The organism is Bradyrhizobium sp. Kon69, from assembly GCF_055807515.1.
Map to the genome: position 1 here is coordinate 254,409 of NZ_JBVVOS010000007.1, position 19,201 is coordinate 273,609.

At 65.0% G+C, this 19,201-nt stretch carries 18 protein-coding genes; 3 read left to right on the top strand and 15 right to left on the bottom strand.

Features of this window, described 5'->3' with window-relative positions; all coding sequences use genetic code 11:
* Nucleotides 1-82: 82 nt before the first annotated feature.
* The 13 genes from lnt to murJ all read right to left on the bottom strand — a co-directional run bounded on the left by lnt (nt 83) and on the right by murJ (nt 12,483).
* Entirely contained in the window at nt 83-1,696 is a 1,614-nt protein-coding gene (lnt, locus tag AC0L3U_RS12465) for an apolipoprotein N-acyltransferase (RefSeq protein ID WP_473361942.1), read from the bottom strand.
* Nucleotides 1,693-2,811: a hemolysin family protein gene (locus AC0L3U_RS12470; RefSeq protein WP_473345843.1), complete on the bottom strand. Its 1,119-nt coding sequence runs from the start codon at nt 2,809-2,811 to the stop codon at nt 1,693-1,695. The genes lnt and AC0L3U_RS12470 overlap by 4 nt, the downstream gene beginning before the upstream one ends.
* Before the next feature lies 1 nt (nt 2,812).
* Nucleotides 2,813-3,322 carry an rRNA maturation RNase YbeY gene (ybeY, locus tag AC0L3U_RS12475; RefSeq protein ID WP_473345842.1) on the bottom strand — a complete coding sequence of 170 codons (510 nt, stop codon included), beginning with the start codon at nt 3,320-3,322 and terminating at the stop codon, nt 2,813-2,815.
* Nucleotides 3,323-3,383: 61 nt separating this feature from the next.
* The gene (locus AC0L3U_RS12480) at nt 3,384-4,442 is read right to left on the bottom strand and encodes a PhoH family protein (protein WP_219678884.1); all 1,059 of its coding nucleotides are present in this window, start codon (nt 4,440-4,442) and stop codon (nt 3,384-3,386) included.
* Between the two features lie 4 nt (nt 4,443-4,446).
* Complete coding sequence (gene miaB / locus AC0L3U_RS12485; protein ID WP_473361943.1) at nt 4,447-5,835, bottom strand: tRNA (N6-isopentenyl adenosine(37)-C2)-methylthiotransferase MiaB; 1,389 nt, start codon at nt 5,833-5,835, stop codon at nt 4,447-4,449.
* A gap of 192 nt (nt 5,836-6,027) precedes the next feature.
* Nucleotides 6,028-6,708 (bottom strand): HAD family hydrolase, encoded by a 681-nt coding sequence (locus AC0L3U_RS12490; RefSeq protein WP_473361944.1) that lies wholly within the window; start codon nt 6,706-6,708, stop codon nt 6,028-6,030.
* On the bottom strand, nt 6,709-7,164 hold the full coding sequence (locus tag AC0L3U_RS12495) for a Fur family transcriptional regulator (protein WP_007598312.1): 456 nt from the start codon (nt 7,162-7,164) through the stop codon (nt 6,709-6,711).
* Nucleotides 7,165-7,202: 38 nt separating this feature from the next.
* The gene (gene rimI, locus AC0L3U_RS12500) at nt 7,203-7,688 is read right to left on the bottom strand and encodes a ribosomal protein S18-alanine N-acetyltransferase (RefSeq protein WP_473361945.1); all 486 of its coding nucleotides are present in this window, start codon (nt 7,686-7,688) and stop codon (nt 7,203-7,205) included.
* On the bottom strand, nt 7,685-8,380 hold the full coding sequence (tsaB, locus tag AC0L3U_RS12505; RefSeq protein ID WP_473361946.1) for a tRNA (adenosine(37)-N6)-threonylcarbamoyltransferase complex dimerization subunit type 1 TsaB: 696 nt from the start codon (nt 8,378-8,380) through the stop codon (nt 7,685-7,687). The genes rimI and tsaB overlap by 4 nt, the downstream gene beginning before the upstream one ends.
* Before the next feature lie 72 nt (nt 8,381-8,452).
* Nucleotides 8,453-9,022, bottom strand: a complete 570-nt coding sequence (locus tag AC0L3U_RS12510) for a NifU family protein (RefSeq protein ID WP_354170455.1) — start codon at nt 9,020-9,022, stop codon at nt 8,453-8,455.
* Between the two features lie 183 nt (nt 9,023-9,205).
* Nucleotides 9,206-9,700 (bottom strand): universal stress protein, encoded by a 495-nt coding sequence (locus AC0L3U_RS12515; RefSeq protein ID WP_007598307.1) that lies wholly within the window; start codon nt 9,698-9,700, stop codon nt 9,206-9,208.
* A 106-nt stretch (nt 9,701-9,806) separates the two neighbouring features.
* A complete protein-coding gene (gene trpS / locus AC0L3U_RS12520; protein ID WP_247464515.1) occupies nt 9,807-10,859 on the bottom strand; it encodes a tryptophan--tRNA ligase in 1,053 nt (350 codons plus the stop codon).
* 73 nt (nt 10,860-10,932) lie between these two features.
* Nucleotides 10,933-12,483: a murein biosynthesis integral membrane protein MurJ gene (gene murJ, locus AC0L3U_RS12525; RefSeq protein WP_473361947.1), complete on the bottom strand. Its 1,551-nt coding sequence runs from the start codon at nt 12,481-12,483 to the stop codon at nt 10,933-10,935.
* Nucleotides 12,484-12,608: 125 nt separating this feature from the next.
* Between murJ and AC0L3U_RS12530 the strand changes: the two genes are divergently transcribed.
* Nucleotides 12,609-13,610, top strand: coding sequence for an adenosine kinase (locus AC0L3U_RS12530; RefSeq protein ID WP_219678907.1), 1,002 nt, complete (start codon nt 12,609-12,611; stop codon nt 13,608-13,610).
* A gap of 114 nt (nt 13,611-13,724) precedes the next feature.
* On the opposite strand, the gene AC0L3U_RS12535 is transcribed toward AC0L3U_RS12530, so the two are convergent.
* Nucleotides 13,725-15,419: an AMP-binding protein gene (locus AC0L3U_RS12535; protein ID WP_473361948.1), complete on the bottom strand. Its 1,695-nt coding sequence runs from the start codon at nt 15,417-15,419 to the stop codon at nt 13,725-13,727.
* A 79-nt stretch (nt 15,420-15,498) separates the two neighbouring features.
* A complete protein-coding gene (locus AC0L3U_RS12540; protein WP_473361949.1) occupies nt 15,499-16,692 on the bottom strand; it encodes a serine hydrolase domain-containing protein in 1,194 nt (397 codons plus the stop codon).
* A gap of 348 nt (nt 16,693-17,040) precedes the next feature.
* Between AC0L3U_RS12540 and AC0L3U_RS12545 the strand changes: the two genes are divergently transcribed.
* Together AC0L3U_RS12545 and AC0L3U_RS12550 are read left to right on the top strand one after the other, a co-directional pair.
* Nucleotides 17,041-17,361: a hypothetical protein gene (locus AC0L3U_RS12545; RefSeq protein WP_007603877.1), complete on the top strand. Its 321-nt coding sequence runs from the start codon at nt 17,041-17,043 to the stop codon at nt 17,359-17,361.
* A gap of 122 nt (nt 17,362-17,483) precedes the next feature.
* Nucleotides 17,484-18,977: an NAD-dependent succinate-semialdehyde dehydrogenase gene (locus tag AC0L3U_RS12550; protein WP_473361950.1), complete on the top strand. Its 1,494-nt coding sequence runs from the start codon at nt 17,484-17,486 to the stop codon at nt 18,975-18,977.
* The last annotated feature ends 224 nt before the right edge of the window (nt 18,978-19,201 follow it).

Below are 19,201 nucleotides of genomic sequence, written 5' to 3' on the forward strand. Positions count from 1 at the left end.
CCGGTGCAGAATGAGGAGGCCGCGTGCAGTCTGTCAACCGTGGGACTACGGTTGTCAAAAGTTATCGGCCGCGGCTGCGTGATCAGGGATGCCGTTTGGCAACACGTCGGCGGACCGCCCAAAACACGGCGAGCGCGACAAGCATGGCCGCGGGTACATCGCCCACGCGCGCATAGATGGTCGGCGGGATCGCGGCGGGCAGATTTGCATCCAAAACGCCTTCGATCCCGAGACCGAGACTGGCGACGATGCGTCCCACCGGATCGATTACCGCGGAAACGCCGGTATTGGCGGAGCGAACCAGCGGTAATCCGAGCTCGATCGCGCGCATCCGCGCCTGTTCGAGGTGTTGGTAGGGGCCGGTCGAGATTCCGAACCAGCCGTCATTGGTGAGATTCACGATCCAGCCCGGACGCTCATTGGGTCCAGCCACCTCGCCGGGGAAGATTGCCTCGTAGCAGATCAGCGGCAGCGCGGACGGCGCGCCGGGGACCGCCAGCGCATGGCGCACGGTGCCGGCAATGAAGCCACCGCGCACACGCGTGAGTTGCTCGAAACCGAGCTTCTCCATCAGACCCTGGTAGGGAAGAAACTCGCCGAACGGCACCAAATGCAGCTTGTCGTACATGGAGAGCACGCTGCCGTCGTGGTCGATCACGTAGATCGAATTATAGGCGCGTGTGATCGGCGTGCCCCGCGGCAGGTCGGGCGCGCGGACCGAGCCCGTGATCAGCACCGTGCCCTTGGGCAGAAGCTCCGCGATTTGCGCCATCGCATCGGCTTCGCGAGTGAGGAAGAACGGAAAGGCGGATTCCGGCCAGATCAGGATGGTGGCATCGCGCACGCCGGTCGATTGCGGCCCGGAGGCGCGGTCCGACAAGGCCAGATATTTCTTCATCACCTCCGCCTTGGCGGCGTAGTTGAATTTCGCGTCCTGCTGGAGATCCGGCTGCATAAGGCGCAATTTGGTGCCCGCGACCATCGTGGTCGGATGCAGCGACAGGCGGATCGCGCCGAAGATACTCATGACCAACAGGAGCGCCAGGGCCGCGGCCGGTGCGCGCCACGCCAGGCGGCGATCGGGCGTGCGGTCGATCAGCGCCGCGGGGCTTGCGAAGATCGCAACCGTCAGGAACGTCATGCCCCAGAGGCCGATCAGCGACGCCGTTTGTGCCAGCGGCAGCGGCTCGGACAGCGCATAACCGAACGCGTTCCAGGGAAAGCCGGTCAGCGCATGACCGCGCAGCCATTCGGTGATGGTGAGACTTGCCGCGAGCGCAAGCACGCGCGTGGCGTTCTTGGTCCAGAGCAGGCGGGCGAGCGCAAAGCCCATTGCCGTGAAGATGGACAGATAGGCCGGCAGGCCCAGCACGGCGAACGGCGTCAGCCAGGCGAACACATCGGCATCGACGAAGAAGGCGTAGCCGATCCAGTAGAGGCCGGGCACGAAATAGCCGAGGCCGAACCAATAGCCGGTCAGCGCCGCGGCGGGGACGCCGCGATATCGGCCGGCGCCGGCGCCGTCGATCAGCCAGACCAGCACCGGGAAGGTGATGAAAAGCACCGGGAAGGCGTTGAACGGCGCCAGTGCCAGCACCGAGAGCGCACCGGCAGCCATCGCGACGAGCGCGCGCTTCCATCCCCAGGTCAGGATGATGGCAAGCGCGATCTGGCGAAATCGCTGGAACGGGCTCACTGCGGACCGGTCCCGTCGCTTGGCGGCGGGGTAGGCGTGTCGCTGGCCGACGGCTGGCTGCCATCCGGCGCAGCCTCGCGGCGCCGGCTTTCGCGCTGGGTGCGCGGCGCGGGACGCTCCTTTCGCGTCGAGATCCGCAGCCGCTTGACCCGGCGCGGATCGGCATCGAGCACCTCGATCTCGTAATGGCCGGGGCCCGAGATCACCTCGCCGCGCACCGGCAGGCGCCCGACGAAGCTGACGAGATAGCCGCCCAGCGTCTCCACTTCCTCGCCGGCCTCGCCGGTGACGAAGTCCTCGCCGATCACGGTGCGGACGTCGTCGAGGCTGGCGCGGGCGTCGGCGATGAAGGCGTTGTCGGGCAGCCGCACGATCGAAGGCGGCTCGTCGCTGTCATGCTCGTCGTCGATCTCGCCGACGATCTGCTCGACGATGTCCTCGAGCGAGACCAGGCCGTCGCTGCCGCCATATTCGTCGACCACCAGCGCAAGATGGATGCGGGTGGCCTGCATCTGCGCGAGCAGGTCGATCGCCCGCATCGACGGCGGCACGTAGAGCAGCTTGCGGATGATGCGCGCTTCTTCGAGCGGCAGCGCGAGATCGACCGTACGCAGATCGAGCCCGGCCGGCAGCGGTTTCTTGCGCTTGGTTTTCGTGACCCCCGACACGCGCGCACGCGCGGTCATGAAGGCGAGCAGATCGCGGATATGGACGATGCCGACGGGATCGTCGAGCGTCTCGTTGTAGACCACCAGGCGCGAATGGCCGGCGCTCTCGAAGCGGTCCATCAACTCGCCCAGCGGGATGTCGCGCTTCACCGCGACGATGTCGGCGCGATGCACCATGACATCGGCGATTCGACGCTCGTGCAGGCCGAGGATGTTGCGCAGCATGGTGCGCTCGACCGTCGAGAAGCCGGTGTCGTCGGGCGTCGTGGCGTCGAGCACAACCTGGAGGTCGTCGCGTACCGAACCCGCCTTCCAGCCGAACAGGCTGCGAATGGCACGCAGCAGCCAGCCTTCCGCGGTCGGGCGCATCACCTCGCCTGAGGTCACCACGACCGGTAAATTGGCCGTGTTGCGCGGATTGTCCTGAATCGGGTCGGAATCCGGCATCTCAATGCGTCCCTGGGCGGTCGGCATAGGGGTCGGGAATGCCGAGATGAGCCAGGATCTCTCGTTCGAGCGCTTCCATTTCCTCGGCGTCGTCTTCGTTTTCGTGGTCGTAGCCGACCAGATGCAGGAAACCGTGCACGGCGAGATGGCTCAAATGATGATCGAACGGCTTTTGTTCCTCGTCCGCCTCACGCCGCATGGTCTCGTAGGCGATCGCGATGTCGCCGAGCATGCGCGGCGCATCGCCCGGTTTCCAGTCGCCATCCGGCTGCAGCGCGGGAAACGACAGTACGTTGGTCGGCTTGTCGATGCCGCGCCAGTTGCTGTTCAGGGTGCGGATGCCGGCATCATCGGTCAGCATCACCGCCACTTCCGCCTCCGCAACGTCTTCGTCGACATTCTCGGCGGCGGCCGCCACGGCGCGCTGGATCACGGCTTCGGATTCGGGCTCCCGCTGCCAGCAATCGGCGACGACGAGGACCTCGGTGATGGGAAGGTTGGGGTGTGACATTGTCCTTGTTCCGAACGAAGGGGCGCTGTGTCCGCGCCCGTATGGTCCGGTTGCTGCCTCGTCAGGATTTACCGGCGGCCGGCCGCTGCGGCGCCCCTTCGTAGGCGGAGACGATCCGCGCCACGAGTTCGTGGCGGATCACGTCTTCGGCCTTGAAATGAACTTGCGCAATGCCTTCGACGCCGCTCAGCAGGCGCGTCGCCTCGGCGAGGCCCGAGGTCTGGCCGTTCGGCAAGTCGATCTGCGAGGGATCGCCGGTGACGATCATGCGGCTGTTTTCGCCAAGGCGGGTCAAAAACATCTTCATCTGCATCGACGTGGTGTTCTGCGCCTCGTCCAGGATGATGGCCGCATTGGTCAGCGTGCGACCGCGCATGAAGGCGAGTGGCGCGATCTCGATCTCGCCGGTCTGCAGCGCGCGCTCGACAATGCGCGCGTCCATCAGGTCATAGAGCGCGTCGTAGATCGGGCGAAGATAAGGATCGACCTTCTCGCGGAGATCGCCGGGCAAAAAGCCGAGCCGCTCGCCGGCTTCCACCGCCGGGCGCGACAGGATGATCTTGTCGACTTCCTTGCGCTCGAACAGCTGCGCGGCATGCGCGACCGCGAGCCAGGTCTTGCCGGTGCCGGCGGGGCCGATGCCGAACACCAGCTCGTGGCGCTTCAGCGCGCGGATGTAGGAATCCTGCGCCGCCGTGCGCGCACGCACCGGGCGCTTGCGCAAATTGATGCTGTCGAAGGTGGATTTGGCCGACTTGGCGTCGAACTCGAACAGCGAGCCCTGCGCGATCACGGCACGGATCGCGCCCTCGACCTCGCCCTGGTCGAGATCCTGTCCCTTCACGGCCTGGGCGTAGAGCGTCTCCAGCACGCGGCGCGCGGCATCGCAGCCGTCGCGCGAGCCGCCGATCGTGATGTGGTTGCCCTTGGAATCGACGACGACGCCGAGCCGCCGTTCGATCTGTGCCAGATGCTGGCCATAAGGGCCAACCAGCGCGGACGCGGCGCGGTTGTCATCGAAATCGATGACGACCTGGGTCTCGGGCGGAACCTGCATGTCGCGGTCAAATTTGCGGCTGGGAGCGATGGAAGAAGACGAATCCGATGCGCTTTTGGGCAAGGGTTCAGGCTCCAGTGGCGATGGGCGATAAAGCGGGCTCGTGCGCCATGGCGAGCTCACCGAGGAAGCTGTAGCGTTCAAGGCTGTCGATCCGGACCGGCAGGATTTGTCCGATGATGTCGGGCGAGGCCATCACATGCGCGGGCTGGAGGAATGCGGTGCGGCCGACGATCTGGCCGTCCTTGCGGGCCGGACGCTCGAACAGCACATCGACCGTTGAGCCAATCGCAGCCTTGTTGAAGGCCGATTGCTGGCTGTCGATCAGTTCCTGGAGCCGCTCCAATCGCTGGTCCATCTCGGAGGGGGACACCGTCTCCTGCATATCCGCGGCCGGCGTTCCCGGCCGGGCGGAGTATTTGAACGAATATGCTGCAGCGTAGCCGATTTGCGTGACAAGCGCGAGGGTCGCGAGAAAATCTTGCTCGCTCTCGCCCGGGAAGCCGACGATAAAATCTGATGAGAAAGCAATGTCTTGGCGTGCGGACCGGAAACGGTCGATGACATCAAGATAATCATCGGCGGTATGTTTCCGGTTCATGGCGGCCAGAATCCGGTCCGAGCCCGACTGCACCGGCAGGTGCACGAACGGCATCAAGGCATCGAGATCGCGATGGGCTGCAATCAGACTGTCATCGACATCGCGCGGATGGCTGGTCGAATAACGTAGCCGCGCGACGCCCGGGAGCGCCGCGAGGTGCTCCAGCAGCCTGCCGAGCGGCCAGCTTTTTCCGTCCGGTCCCTCGCCGTGATAGGCGTTGACGTTCTGTCCGATCAGCGTGAGCTCGCGGACGCCACTCTCGGTGAGCCGCTTCACGTCGTCGACGATCTTTGCCACCGGCCGCGAGACTTCCGAGCCACGCGTGTAAGGCACGACGCAGAAGGTGCAGAACTTGTCGCAGCCTTCCTGCACCGTGACGAAAGCGGAAATGCCGCGGGCGCGGATTGCGCCGGGCTTGGGCGGGGCGAGGAAGCCGAACTTGTCCTGAGCCGGGAATTCGGTCTCGATGGCGCGGCCCTCATTGCCGGCGCGCTTCAACAGCTGCGGCAAATGATGATAGCTCTGCGGACCGACGACGACATCGACCGCGGGTGCACGGCGCACGATCTCCTCGCCCTCGGCCTGTGCCACGCAGCCCGCGACCGCGATCTGCATCGTACGCCCGTCGCGCGCGGCGGCGTCCTTGGCGACGCGCAGGCGGCCGAGCTCCGAATAGACCTTTTCCGAGGCCTTCTCTCGGATATGGCAGGTATTGAGGATGACGAGGTCGGCGTCATCAGCGCTGGCCGTCTCCACGAATCCTTCCGGGGCCAGCGTGTCCACCATGCGCTGGGCATCGTAGACGTTCATCTGGCAGCCATAAGATTTGATGTGCAGCTTGCGCGGCGGCGTCATGGAACCCGGAAATGAGGTGGGAGGACTGCCCTCAGATATAGGCTGGGAAGGCGAAAATCCAGCGATTGGGGGTCTTTTCGGTCGTCATTCCCGGGCGCGACGCAGTCGCGAACCCGGAATCCAGAGGTTTTGGCACGAAATTTCGGGTTCGATGCTGACGCATCGCCCCGGAATGACGCCGAGAGGAGGGATTCAGCCCGCCACAGTGTCCGCCGCGACCCGCCGGACCAGCTCCGGCAATTGCCGCATATCGTCGAACGTCAATCCGGCCCCGGCGGCCCGTAGTCTTTCAGCGTGGCCTGGCGGGCAATGGCTGCCACCGTGAAAGCCCAGCACGGTCATCCCGGCGGCATGCGCGCCGGTCACCCCGGGGACGCTGTCCTCGATCACGAGGCACCGCTCCGGCGCGACTTTCATCTGCGCGGCGGCGAACAGAAAAAGATCGGGCGCGGGCTTGCCGCGCGCGACCTGGCTCGCGGAAAAGATGTTCGGAGCGAGCAGATCGTAGAGACCGGCGCAGGTCAGGCCGTGGTGGATCTTCTGTGGCGTGCCGCTCGACGCAACGCATTTGGGCAAATCGATTGCGCCAATCGCTGCGGCCACATGGGTGATCGGCTGCAAATCGCTGGCATAAAATTGCAGCGTCGCCGCATTCACCTGGCTTTCGAGATCATCGGGAAGATTGCGGCCGATCTCCTGTTCGACCATTCGCCGTGCGTCTTTCTCGGATACACCCAGGAAGCGGACCAGCACCTGCTCCGATGTGATCGGATAGCCGTGCCTGGACAGCACATCAGCATGCGCGCGACAGGAGATCACCTCGCTGTCCACGAGCACGCCGTCGCAATCGAAGATGACGAGATCGATGGCCACTTAACTTGTGGGTTTGTCGTCGTCGAGCGGGACGCAATAGAGCTCGAGCCGATGATCGACCAACTTGTAACCGAGCTTGCGGGCGATCTCCGCCTGGAGCTTCTCGATCTCCTCGGAGGTGAACTCGATCACCTTGCCGTCGCGCAGGTTGATGAGGTGGTCGTGATGGCTGTCGCGCATCTGCTCGTAGCGCGCGCGGCCTTCGCGGAAATCATGGCGTTCGATGATGCCTGCATCCTCGAACAGTTTGACGGTCCGATACACGGTCGAGATCGAGATCTTGTCGTCGACGGCGACACAGCGGCGGTACAGTTCCTCGACATCGGGATGGTCGACCGCCTCCGCGAGCACGCGGGCGATGACACGGCGCTGCTCGGTCATGCGCATGCCGGTGGCGGCACAGCGCGCCTCGATGCCGGACGCCTTGGAAGCGGGGGAAGGTTTAAGACCAGTCATGTGATGTCCGCCTGACGGGGCGCTTTCTGCCATCAATGTTACGACAAGTCACGTCGCATCAGAAGTGCGTTCAATTGTTCCCCGTTCGGCTGCTTATAGTAGCGTTCGCGGCGTCCGACCACCATGAATCCGGTCCGGTCGTAGAGCCGCCGCGCCGGCTGGTTATTTTCCTCGACCTCGAGAAATATTGTGCGCACGCCGCGTCCTGCCAGGTGGCCGAGATGGGTCATCAGCAGCGTGCGAGAGAGGCCGCGGCCGCGATGGGCGTGGTCGACGGCGATCGAGAGGATCTCCGCTTCGTCCGCGCCGATCCGGGACACCGCAAAGCCCACGGTCTTGCGGCCGAGGCGCAACCGGTGCACCAGCGTGTTGCGCTCACTGAGCATGCTCTCGAACTCGCCTTCGCCCCAACCGCGCGCGAAGGAGTCGCCGTGGAGCTGCGCGAGCCGTGCGACGTCGCGCGCGACAGCCGGCTCGACGACGGCCGTGCCGCCGCGCCACCATTCCGACAACCATCTCATCATGAGCTTGCGGCTTGTGCTGCAAGCGGCAGTTGTGCGGACGGCTTTGCGTCGGGCGCTCGCAGGTAGAACGGCCGCGCCGGATTTGTCGCGGGATCGGCCGCGGCGCCAAGCCATGCGACCCAGCCGATGTCGGGCGCGGGCTGCGCGTCCACCGCGACCGGCTGCGGCATATCTTTAGGCCAGCGCTCGGCGAGGATGTTTGCGGCATTGCCGACCAGATGCGGCGCGCCGAATTGCGAAGCCGCGATTGCCTCGTCGATGGGAGCGACGCCCGGCCGCACCAGCTGACTGCCGTCACCGGCCACGATCTGGAAATAGACGTGGTCGTGCCGCGCGTCGATCGCCGAGATCACCGGCGCCGCTCCGCTCTGGCCGACGACGCCGGCGGCATAGGCCGACAAGGTGGTCAGACCGACGGCGGGCCGCTTCGCAGCAAGCGCGAGGCCTCGGGCCGCCGAAATGCCGACGCGCAGGCCGGTGAAACTTCCGGGGCCCATGGTGACCGCGATGCGGTCGAGCGCGGTGAAGGCAAGATTGGCTGAGTGCATCACGCGCGCGATCATCGGCATCAACGCTTCGGCGTGGCCGCGCTTCATCAGAAGCTGCTCCTGCGCGAGGAGCTGGCCGGAATCGGTGTCGAGAACGGCAACCGCGCACGCTTCCAGCGCGGTATCGATGGCGAGGATCAGCATGGAACGATCATAGCATCATCCCGCTCGTCATGGCCGGGCTTGACCCGGCCATCCACGACTTTGCGCCCCAGCCTACATCGGCCGGACTTCGACCACGTCGGGGACGAAGTGCTTGAGCAGGTTCTGGATGCCGTGCTGGAGCGTCGCGGTCGACGACGGGCAGCCGGCGCAGGAGCCCTTCATGTTGAGATAGACGATACCGTCCTTGAAGCCGCGGAAGGTGATGTCGCCGCCGTCATTGGCGACCGCCGGGCGCACGCGGGTCTCGATCAGATCCTTGATCATGTCGACCGTCTCGGCGTCGGCCTCGTCGAAGAATTCGTCCTCGTCGTCGAGATCGACATCGCTCGCGGCCGCACCGTCGGCGAGCAGCGGCGCGCCGGACATGTAGTGCTCCATGATGGCGCCGAGGATCGCGGGCTTGAGCTGCTGCCATTCACCGTTCGCCTTGGTCACGGTGATGAAGTCCGATCCGTAGAACACGCCGGTGACACCGGGGACCTCGAACAGCTTTTCGGCGAGCGGCGAGCGTGCGGCCGATTCGCGGTTGGCAAATTCCATCGGTCCGCCGTCGACCACGACGCGGCCGGGAATGAACTTCAGCGTGGCGGGATTGGGAGTGGCTTCGGTTTGAATGAACATGGTTTTCTCCAGACGTCGCCGGTTCAAGGCCGGCGCGTGCTCTATCCACTAGCAGATGGCGACGGCGAACGCACGGTCAAGGGGTAAGTTGGCCGTTCACCTGTTATATCAGCGGGTTAGTGTAGGGGTGCCAAACTCCCGCGGCGTCATGGCCGGGAGCCCGGGCATGACGAGCGCCTGAGTTTACGACAGCGAATCCACGCTCTGGTCGCTCAGCGCGCCGGAAATGACCGTCACCGGCACCGGGAACGTGCCCAACGCGTGCGCGAGCAGCGAGACCAATGGCCCCGGGCCTTCCGCGCCCGGATTCGCGGCGAGCACCAGCATGGCGATGTCGGGGTCCTCGTCGATCACCGCCAGCAGCTGTTCCATTGCGGCGCCTTCGCGGATCACCCGTTCCGGCGTGATCGCGGCGATGCCGTTGGCGCGGCCGGCGGCACGGTCGAGCGCGGCTTCTGCCGCCTCCTGCGCCTCGGCGCGCATGATGTCGGCGACCCCCAGCCATTCCTGGCTCTGCTGCTCGGGCTCGATGATGCGGAGCATCACCACGCCGCCGCCGGCCCGGATCGCCCAGCGGCTGGCGTAATAGACCGCGCGATCCCATTCGGCGGTGTCGTCGACGATGACGAGGCATTTGGGCTTGTGACCCGGCTCGAAGCAAAGTCGCTTGCTGGTCATGCATGTCCCGGAATGTGCACGGCTGACATGCTGCCACACTCCGTCGTGCTTGGGGAGAGCAGAAGCGGCCGGCGCCGTGGCGTCGGCCGCGTTTCGCGAGCGCGCTCTACCGCCGGCGAATGAAGCCGACGATGTCCTTCGAGAGCTTCATGGTCTCGTCGGCGATCGCACGCGCCCGGTCGGCGCCGTCGTTCAGGATCGCGTCGATATGACCGGGGTCGGCGACGAGGCGCTTCATCTCGCCGGCGATCGGCGCGAGTTTGGTGACGCACAAATCCACCAGCGCGTTCTTGAAGCTGGAGAACTGGCCGCCGCCGAAATCCCTGAGCACGTCGGCTTTGGAGCGACCGGAGAGCGCGGCGAAGATACCGACGAGATTGTCGGCCTCGGGGCGCGCTTCCAGACCCTTCTCCTCGGTCGGCAGCGGCTCCGGGTCGGTCTTGGCCTTACGCACCTTCTGCGCGATGGTGTCGGCGTCGTCGGTCAGATTGATGCGCGAATTGTCCGACGCGTCCGACTTCGACATCTTCTTGGTGCCGTCGCGCAAGCTCATGACGCGCGTCGCCGGGCCCGTGATCAAGGGTTCCGGCAACGGGAAGAACAGGCCGTCATTGGCGCCGAGGTTGCGGATCGAGTCGCCAAAGTCATTGTTGAACTTCTGCGCAATGTCGCGCGAGAGTTCGAGATGCTGCTTCTGGTCCTCGCCGACCGGCACGTGGGTGGCGCGGTAAAGCAGAATGTCGGCCGCCATCAGCACGGGATAGTCGAACAGCCCGACGGATGCGTTCTCGCGGTCCTTGCCGGCCTTCTCCTTGAACTGGGTCATGCGGCCGAGCCAGCCCATGCGCGCGACGCAGTTGAAGATCCAGGCGAGCTCGGCGTGGCCCGAGACCTGGCTCTGGTTGAACACGATGTGCTTGCTCGGGTCGATGCCGCTGGCGATGAACGCCGCGGTGACCTCGCGGGTGTTGCGCGCGAGCTCGACCGGTCCACCCCAGACGTCCACGCCCTGCGTGATCGCGTGCATGTCGACGACGCAATAGATGCAGTTGTGGGTTTCCTGCATTTTCACGAAGTTGACGATCGCGCCGAGATAGTTGCCGAGGTGCAGATTGCCCGTCGGCTGGACGCCCGAAAAAACCCGTTCAACGAATGCCATGGCAGCTTCCCTGCAAGATACGGGGCGTCGTTTCCAACAGCGACGCTGCCCCGTCAAGGGAATTTCGCTAAACTCAGGCGCCGGGATCGGGCTGGGCGGGGCGCTTCAAGGCACCGGCCGCCTCGCGCCAGGACGCGACGCGGAATATCTGCAGGAGCAAGCCATAGACGACGATTCCGGCGGCGATCTGTGAGCCCAGCGCAATCAAGCGGATGAACCCATGGGCCTCTGAAGGCAAGAGGCCCGCGGTCAGCCAGAGCAGGGCGCCCATGGCGAGCGCGGCGAGCACGATCCGCGGCAGCCGCTTGCGGGCGGCGGCAGCGACCGAGAAGCCGAATTCACTGTTGCCTTTCCGCAGCAGCGAGATCGCACTGCTCCAGGCGCCGGCGGCAATGCTGGCGGCGATCCCGCTCGCGCCGAAGAAGTGACCGAGCAGGATCGCGAGCGCGACAGCGGCCACGAACCCTTTGGCAGTCGCCAGCAGCGGCGTCATCGTGTCGCCGCGGGCAAAATAGGCCGGGGACAGCGCCTTGATCAGCACATGAGCCGGCAGTCCCAGCGCCAGCCACATCAGGGCGCGCGCCGTGGCCGCGCTGTCCTCCGCGCCAAAGGCGCCGTGTTCGAACAGCAGCCGCACGATCGGCTCCGCCAGCACGATCAGGCCGAGCGTCGCCGGCAATGCCAGCCCGGTGGCGAGTTCCAGCGCGCGCGATTCCGCATGCACAACCGCATCACGATCGCCGCTCCTCACCGCGCGCGTCAGCTCCGGCACCAGCACGGTACCCATGGCGACGCCGACAATGCCAAGCGGCAGCTCGATCAGACGGTTGGCGAAATAGAGCCAGGAGACCGCGGCGGGCGTGGCGGAGGCGATGATCGCACCGGCCACCATCAGCCATTGCGGGCCGGAGCTCGCGATCATGCCTGGGATCGCCTTGGCGAAGAAGCCGCGCATGTCCTTGTCGAAGCTCACGCGCAGCGGCGTCGCCAGACGCGCACTTCGCTGTGACAGCAGCATCAGGAGCTGCAACAGGCCGACGATGCCGACGGTGGCCGCCAGCATCCACGCGGCGAAGGTTGCATCGGCGTGCCCCAGCAGGAGTGCCGCGATCGCGGCGATCAGGGCGATGTTGAACAGCAGCGGCGAGAAGGCGGTGAGCGCAAACCGCCCCTGCGCGTTGAGCAGCCCCATCAGCACCGTGACGGGCCCAGCGAAGGCGAGATAAGGCAGCATCAGTCGCGCATTCTGGACGGCGAGATCGAGCGATGCGCTGCCGATGAAGCCCGGCGCGATGATCATGACGATCAGCGGCATCAAAAGTGCAATCACGACCGAGATTGCGATCAGGCACGCGCTGACGGTGCCGAGCACGCCTCCCGCGAACGTCGCCGCAGCCGCCTCGCCTTCGCGGTCACGAACGCGCAGCCAGGCCGGGATCAACGCCGCATTCAGGGCGCCCTCGCTGAGCAGGCGCCGCACCACATTGACGAGCTGAAACGCCGCCAGAAACGCGTCCGCCACGGCGCCGGTGCCGAGCAGTGCCGCGATCAGGGAATCGCGTGCAAAGCCCAGCAGCCGTGAAGCCAGTGTCCCCGTCGAGACGGTCAGGAAGGAGCGGATCATCGGAACTGCATAATACCGTTGCTTGCCCGCGAAGGGCCGGCCGTGATAGGCCGCGAGCCAGATTTCAGACCGACAGGAAGCGGATTTCCGCGGGTATCGCAATCCGCCAAACAGGATCAAGGTGAATGGCTGACGTGAAATATGACGTTCTCGGCATCGGCAACGCGCTGTTCGACGTGTTGGTCAAGACCGACGAAGCCTTTCTGGGCAAGCACGGCATGACCAAGGGCAGCATGTCCCTGATCGACGAGGCGCGGGCCGCCGCCATCTACAAGGACATGGGCCCGGCGACGGAAGTTTCCGGCGGTTCGGCTGCCAACACCATCGTCGGCATCGGCAGTCTCGGGGCCCGCGCCGCCTATGTCGGCAAGGTCAAGGACGACCAGATCGGCAAGCTCTACGTCCACGACATCCGCGCGGCCGGCGTCGCCTTCAATACGCCCGCGGCGAAGGACGGCCCTGCCACCGGATGCTCCTACATCCTGGTGACCGATGACGGCGAGCGCACCATGAACACCTATCTCGGCGCGGCGCAGGATTTGTCGCCCGCCGACATCGACCCGGCCGAGATCGCCGCGGCCGGCATCGTCTACCTCGAGGGCTATCTCTGGGACCCCAAGAACGCCAAGGACGCCTTCGTCAAGGCGGCCAAGATCGCCCATGACGCCAAGCGCAAGGTGGCGCTGACATTGTCGGATTCCTTCTGCGTCGATCGTTATCGCGACGAGTTCCTGGGGCTGATGCGCAACGGCACCGTCGATATCGTGTTCGCCAACGAGTCCGAGCTGCATTCGCTCTACCAGACATCCGATTTCGACACCGCGCTCAAGCAGTTGCGCAACGACGTCAATCTCGGCGTGGTCACCCGCAGCGAGAAAGGTTGCGTGGTGGTGACGCCAACTGATGCCGTCGCAGCGCCGGCGTCTCCGATCGCGAAACTCGTGGACACCACCGGCGCCGGCGACCTCTTCGCTGCCGGCTTCCTGTATGGTCTGGCGCGTAACCTGTCCCACAAGCAGTGCGGCGAGCTCGGCGCGCTCGCAGCCGCCGAAGTGATCCAACACATCGGCGCGCGTCCGCTTGTGTCGCTGAAGGAGCTCGCGGGGCAGCGCGGCCTGACCGTGTAACGCGGTCTCTCTCGCGTCATTGCGAGGAGCGCAGCGACGAAGCAATCCAGACTGCCTCTGCGGAAAGATTCTGGATTGCTTCGCTGCGCTCGCAATGACGATGGGGTTGGCAACCTACGCAGTCTTCGCGGCTTTCAGCCCAAGCCGTTGCTCGACCTCGTCGCGCATCAGGAATTTCTGGATCTTTCCGGTCACGGTCATCGGAAACTCGTCGACGAATTCCACGTAACGCGGAATTTTGTTGTGGGCGATCTGGCCGTCGCAGAAGGCGCGCACCTCTTCCATCGTCAGCGTCTCGCCGGACCTGACGCGGATCCAGGCGCAGAGCTCCTCGCCATAGCGGGTATCCGCAACGCCGAAGATCTGCACGTCCTGAATCTTGGGATGGCGATAGAGAAATTCCTCGATCTCGCGGGGATAGAGGTTCTCGCCGCCGCGGATCACCATGTCCTTGATGCGGCCGACGATGTTGCAATAACCCTGGTCGTCGATGATGGCGATGTCACCGGTATGCATCCAGCCGTTGGCGTCGAGCACATCCGCGGTCTTCTCCGGCTCCTCCCAATAGCCCAGCATCACGCTGTAGCCGCGGGTGCAGAGCTCGCCCCGTTCGCCGCGCTTGACGATCTTGCCGTCGAGATCGACGATTTTGACCTCGACATGCGGATGGATTCGTCCGACCGTCGAGACGCGGCGGTCGAGCGGATCGTCGACGGCGCTCTGGAAGCTGACCGGGCTCGTCTCGGTCATGCCATAGGCGATCGTGACCTCGCCCATGTTCATCTCGCTATTGACGCGCTTCATCACTTCGATCGGGCAGGGTGCACCGGCCATGATGCCGGTGCGCAGCGATGTCAGATCGAAGCTTGAGAATTCGCCGTGGTCGAGTTCGGCGATGAACATCGTCGGCACACCGTACAGCGCGGTGCATTTTTCCTGCTCGATCGTCCGCAGCGTCGCCAGCGGATCAAACCCTTCGCCGGGATAGACCATCGTCGCGCCGAGCGAGACGGAGGCGAGGTTGCCCATGACCATGCCGAAGCAATGATAGAGCGGCACCGGAATGCAGATGCGGTCTTGTTCGGTCAGGCGCATCGCGCGGCCGACGAAATAGCCGTTGTTGAGAATGTTGTGATGGGTCAGCGTCACGCCCTTGGGCGATCCCGTCGTTCCGCTGGTGAACTGGATGTTGACGGCATCGTCGAATTGCAGGGAGGCACCGAGCGCGGCGAGCTGTTCGCGATGCAGGGGTCCGCCCATGACGGCGACCTCCTCGATTGGGATCGTGCCCGGGCAGGCAGGGCCGCCGATCTGGATCACGATGCGCAAGGCCGGCAGCCGCGCGGCGCGCAATTGCCCGGGCTTGGCGCTCGCAAGCTCCGGCAACAGCGTGTTGAGCATGTCCATGTAGTTGCTGGTCTTGAACGCCGTCGCGGTGACGATGGCGCTGCATCCGACCTTGTGAAGCGCGAATTCCAGCTCGCTCAGCCGGTAGGCCGGATTGATCGTCACCAGGATGAGACCGGCCTTGGCGGCAGCAAACTGGGTCAGGGTCCATTCCGGCCGGTTCAGCGACCAGATGCCGATCCGTTCGCCGCGTTCGAGGCCGAGCGCGACAAAGCCGGCCGCGAGCGCATCGACCCGCGCGGCAAACTCCGTCCATGTCCACCTCACGCCGTGGCTGGGCGAGGCCAGCGCCTCGCGATCGCTCCAGCGTCGCGCGGCCTGATCGAGGCTGCGCCCGATCGTGTCGCCGAGCAGCGGCGTGTCGGAGATGCCGCAAACGTAACTGTCGGCTTTGTCTGCCAAGATCGTGTCCTCCAGTCAGGTGCGTGGACGGCCGGGACAACAAGCCCCGCCGTCACGCGTCGTGAGAGCTAGGCGCGCCTTAGGCCGCTTTCTGCCCGCTGCCGGCATCGAGCCCGGCATAAACGCCGCGCTCGAAGCCGGCAAAAGCCTCGAGACACTTTGCATCGGCGAATGGCAGCAGCTGCATCAGGATCACGCCGGTGACGTCGCGCGCCGGGTCGATCCAGTAGTAGGTGTTGGCGAGGCCGGCCCAGGCGAGGCTGCCCGCGCTGCGCCCCTCGGCGGTCTTCGCGGTGTTGATCATGAAGCTGAGGCCCCACTTCTTCACCTGCTCCGGATAGAGATCGACGTCGTTGGTGTACATCGGCGCCGCCGTGGTCATCTTGCCCATGGCGAGGTCGCCGATGTGGTTCTGGCCCATCGTCGCGATGGTCTCGGCCTTCAGCACCTGATTGCCGTTGCCCCGGCCCTTGTTGAGGATCATCTGGGTGAACCTGATGTAATCGGCCGCGGTCGAATAAAGGCCGCCGCCACCCATGTGGAATTCGGGCTCCTGTTCGAGCTCGAACGGGATCGCAGCGAGCTGGCCATCCTCGCCGCGCGCATGCATGCCGACCAGGCGCTTGCGCATGTCGGCGGTGATCTTGAAAGCGGTATCGCTCATGCCGAGCGGTGCGAACAGATTGTCGCGCAGATAGGCATCGAGGCGCTTGCCGCTGGCGGCTTCCACGGCCTTGCCGACGAAATCGATATTGGTGCCGTATTCCCAGCGCGTGCCGGGGTCGGTCATGATGGGCGTCTTCAACGCCGCGTTCTGGCAGGTGGTGATGGCGGGGATGCCCTTCTTGTCCAGATAGATCGCGAGATCGCCGTTCCACATGTTGTAGCAGAAGCCTGCCGTGTGGGTCATGAGCTGGCGCAGCGTGATCGGCCCCTTGGCCGGCCGCAGCTTGGCCTCGCCCTTGGCATCGAAACCTTCGAGCACCTGCGGCTTGGCGAGATCGGGCAATACCTCGCCGATCGGCGCATCCAGCGACAGCTTGCCTTGCTCGACGAGCTGCATCGCGCCTGCCGATGTCACCGCCTTCGTCATCGATGCGATCCAGAACACGCTGTCGGCGGTCATCGCATCCGGCTTGGACAGGTCGCGTTTGCCGAACGCGCCCTGATACAGCACGTCAGTACCGCTGGCGGCGATGGCGACGACGCCGGGAATCTCCCTGGCTTCGCTCTTCTGGCGCAGAATCTGATCGATCTCAGCTTTGCCTTGCATCCGCGTTTCCTCCGGTTTGATTATTGTTGGCAGCGATCGATTGTCCTCCCACGTGCGCCGCGCGGCAAGCACATCCACATACCTGCCGCGGTCGCGATGTCGTGACTTGACGGTCGGCTCCCCGCGCACGACGACAATAGGCAGAACCGCAACACGCAGTCACAATCTTCGGTGGATGTCCGCAACCAGCCGTGACCTTGGATGGGCCTGGGCGAAATGTTTCGAAAGTTTTCGAGCACTTGAAACATTTTGTGAGTTGTGGCGTTCAGCACCGGGCCCAATCGCGGGCCAACGTTAAGACTTGATGCAAATTTGGCGGCCGCCCACCGGCCGCGAGGGGGACCTCAGATGATTTCGACCTGGAGCGAATGGAAGCGCTATCCCCGTCCCGGACGGGGCGAGAACCTGGAAGCGCCGATCGCGCCTGGGATCTACGAGGTCCGTATCGCCGGCACCGGTGCGCTCTATTCGTTCGGCGCGGTCGACAATCTGGCGCAGGCGCTGGCGCTGTTGCCGGTCGGTTCAAAGTCATGGTTCGGCCGCCGCAATGCGTCCGATGTCCCCGATCTCGAATACCGGACCTGCGCGACCTCCTCGAAGGCCGACGCCAAGGCCGCCGCCGAGCGCATGATCGGGCGGCGCGAGACCTATCTGAGCGGCGCGGCGTAAGTCCGCCGCTCCGAGCCTGGCTCCCAGCAGATGTGCGTTGCGGGACGGTGCATTGCGCGCCGCTTCTCCTTATATTCCGGCCGAACCGGAACAGCCCGCAAAAGCCCCGCAGGAGCAACGCCATGACCCCGACCGCCGCCGCACGTGCCCAGCACGCCACGTCCAATCTGCGCGACCGGTTGAAGGACCCGTCGCTGCTGAAGGAGGCCTGCTACATCGACGGCGCCTGGGTCGGCTCGCCGGTCTTCGCCGTCAACAATCCCGCGACCGGCGTCGAGCTCGCAAAGGTTCCGCAGCTTTCGGCCGATGACGCCACCAAGGCGGTCGAGGCCGCCGAACGCGCCTTCCCGGCCTGGGCCAAGCACACTGCCAAGCAGCGCTCCAATATCTTGCGCAAATGGTTCGAGCTGATCATCGCCAATCGCGAGGACCTCGCGCTGATTCTCACCTCCGAGCAGGGCAAGCCGCTCGCCGAAGCGCTCGGCGAGGTCGACATCGGCGGCGCCTATGTCGAATTTTTCGCCGAGGAGGCCCGCCGCGTTTATGGCGAGACCATTCCGACGCAGCGGCCGGATGCGCGCTTGCTCGCGATCAAGCAGCCGATCGGTGTCTGCGGCGCCATCACGCCGTGGAATTTCCCGAACTCGATGATCACGCGAAAGGTTTCGCCGGCGCTTGCGGCCGGGTGCACCGTGGTGCTGAAGCCCGCCAATGAAACGCCGCTGTCGGCGCTGGCGCTTGCCGCGCTCGCGGAGAGAGCCGGCGTGCCCAAGGGCGTGTTCAACATCATCACCGGCGATGCAGCGCCGATCGGCAAGGTGCTGTGCGAGCATCCGGCCGTGCGTTTCGTCGGCTTCACCGGCTCGACCGCGGTCGGCAAGATTCTCTACCGGCAGGCCTCCGTCGGCGTGAAGCGGCTCGGGCTCGAGCTCGGCGGCAACGCGCCGTTCGTGGTGTTCGACGACGCCGATATCGATGCGGCGGTCGAAGGCGCCATCGTCTCGAAATACCGCAACATGGGCCAGACCTGCGTCTGCGCCAACCGCATCTACGCCCAGGACAAGATCTACGACGAGTTCGTGCAGAAGCTGTCGAAGAAGGTCGCGGCGATGAAGATCGGCGACGGCACGGAAACCGGCGTCACGCAGGGCCCGCTGATCAATTTGAAGGCGGTCGACAAGGTCGAGCGCCACATCGCCGATGCCGTCAAGCGGGGTGCCAAGGTCGTCACCGGCGGCAAGCGCAGCGAGCTCGGGCGCTCGTTCTTCGAGCCGACGGTGCTCTCCGACGTCAAGCCGGATTCGCTGGTGGCGCAGGAGGAAACCTTCGGCCCGCTCGCGCCGGTGATCCGCTTCAAGGACGAGGCCGACGTGATCGCGATGTGCAACGCCTCCCCGTTCGGATTGGCGTCGTACTTCTACTCCCGCGATCTCGGCCGCGTCTGGCGTGTCGCCGAAGCGCTGGAATCCGGCATGGTCGGCGTCAACACCGGCCTGATCACCACCGAAGTCGCGCCCTTCGGCGGCGTCAAGGAGAGTGGCCTCGGCCGCGAAGGCTCGCATCACGGCATGGAAGAATATGTCGAGATCAAATACGTGATGATGGCGGGGGTGTAGGGCTCGCTATCATTCACGGATGTGATGAACGCAATGCCCCCTCCAGGGTCGTCCTGGCGAAAGCCAGGACCCATTACCCCAGCGAGGCGTTTGGCGAAGATTGGTGGTCCGGTACGTCCACCGCCTGCGATAGATAGATTCCGCGGTATGGGTCCCCTGAGTTCACAAACGAAGTGCAACACTTCCATCTGGAGGTGTTGCCATGGGGCGGACTTACAAACAGC